Origin of the sequence: Vibrio sp. 1562 (assembly GCF_033340155.1) — a bacterium.
Taxonomy (GTDB): domain Bacteria; phylum Pseudomonadota; class Gammaproteobacteria; order Enterobacterales; family Vibrionaceae; genus Vibrio; species Vibrio alginolyticus.
This window is the reverse complement of sequence record NZ_JAWOVY010000098.1, coordinates 1-1,191: the sequence shown is the minus strand read 5'-3', so window position 1 is coordinate 1,191 and position 1,191 is coordinate 1. Positions and strand designations below refer to the sequence as shown.

At 42.4% G+C, this 1,191-nt stretch carries 1 protein-coding gene; it reads left to right on the top strand.

Annotated elements, in window-relative coordinates:
- The first annotated feature begins 209 nt into the window (after positions 1 to 209).
- A complete protein-coding gene (locus tag R7Z49_RS23445; protein ID WP_033906599.1) occupies positions 210 to 1,166 on the top strand; it encodes an IS110 family transposase in 957 nt (318 codons plus the stop codon).
- Positions 1,167 to 1,191: the final 25 nt, after the last annotated feature.

Below are 1,191 nucleotides of genomic sequence, written 5' to 3'. Positions count from 1 at the left end.
TTGTATGGATAATAAGTACTCCAATCGGGTAAGGTGAGACCCAGACTTTAGCTGCAACTAAAGTTCTTCTATCTGGTAGTTCGATTGAACGATGGCTCCTCAATTGAGAGACCGGTAACAAGTACGAACGCCAGATAGAACTCCAAGCACCACACTCGAATAGTCTTCTGGGTCTCGAGCCCGCATTTGCAAGCAAGAGTTAGCTTATTATGAATACAAACACACTTCAAAACATTAATGTCGGCGTTGATACTGGTAAGTCACAATTAGACATCTACATCCGACCACTCGATATTTACTTCACTGTCCCGAACACCGAAAAAGGCATCAGCGATGCCATAAAAACCATTAAGAAACACAAACCTCAACGTGTCGTCATCGAAGCTACAGGTCGATTAGAAATGCCTTTTATACTCGCCTGTGACAAAGCCAAATTACCTTATGTTATTGCCAACCCACTACGTATTAAAAGGTTTGCTGGTGCCATTGGTCAACGAGCTAAGAACGACCGTTTAGATGCCGCTCTCATCGCACATTATGCCGAACGTGTTCAGCCAGAACTGACCAAACTAAAAAGCGAAAACATACGTCTTATGAGTGACTTAGTCACAAGGCGTAACCAGCTACTCACCATGCAAACCATGGAAAGAAACCGACTACAAATATTACCTAAGAATATCTCGTCTACGATTACCCCTATCCTTACCGCCCTGAAAAATCAGATTGAAAAAGTAGAAGCAAAGATAGCGAAACTGATTGAGAGTTGTCCTGAGTATCAAGCCAAAAATACTATTCTCCAAAGCATGCCTGGTGTTGGTAAAGTCCTTGCTGCCTCTCTAATTAGTAATGTACCCGAGCTGGGCTTTATCACTAACAAACAAGCTTCTTCTCTCATTGGTGTCGCACCAATAACAAGAGAAAGTGGCCGCTTTAAAGGTAAGCGGCTGATACAAGGAGGGCGGTCTCAAGTTAGGACCGTTATGTATATGGCGATGATGTCGGCTATCCAATGCAACCCTGTTTTCAAAGCAACTTATGAACGACTACTTACGGCAGGAAAACCGAAAAAAGTTGCCATTGTTGCCTGCATGAGAAAGATGGTTGTTATCTTAAATTCAATGCTAAGAGATGGTGTTATGTGGGATACAGATAGCCTCAAAAATTAACTATTGACGCCATAGTCTCTTGTTA

What these genes read in the sequence shown, in the direction of transcription:
- R7Z49_RS23445 (WP_033906599.1), top strand. Translation starts at nt 210, where the DNA reads ATGAATACAAACACACTTCAAAACATTAATGTCGGCGTTGATACTGGT.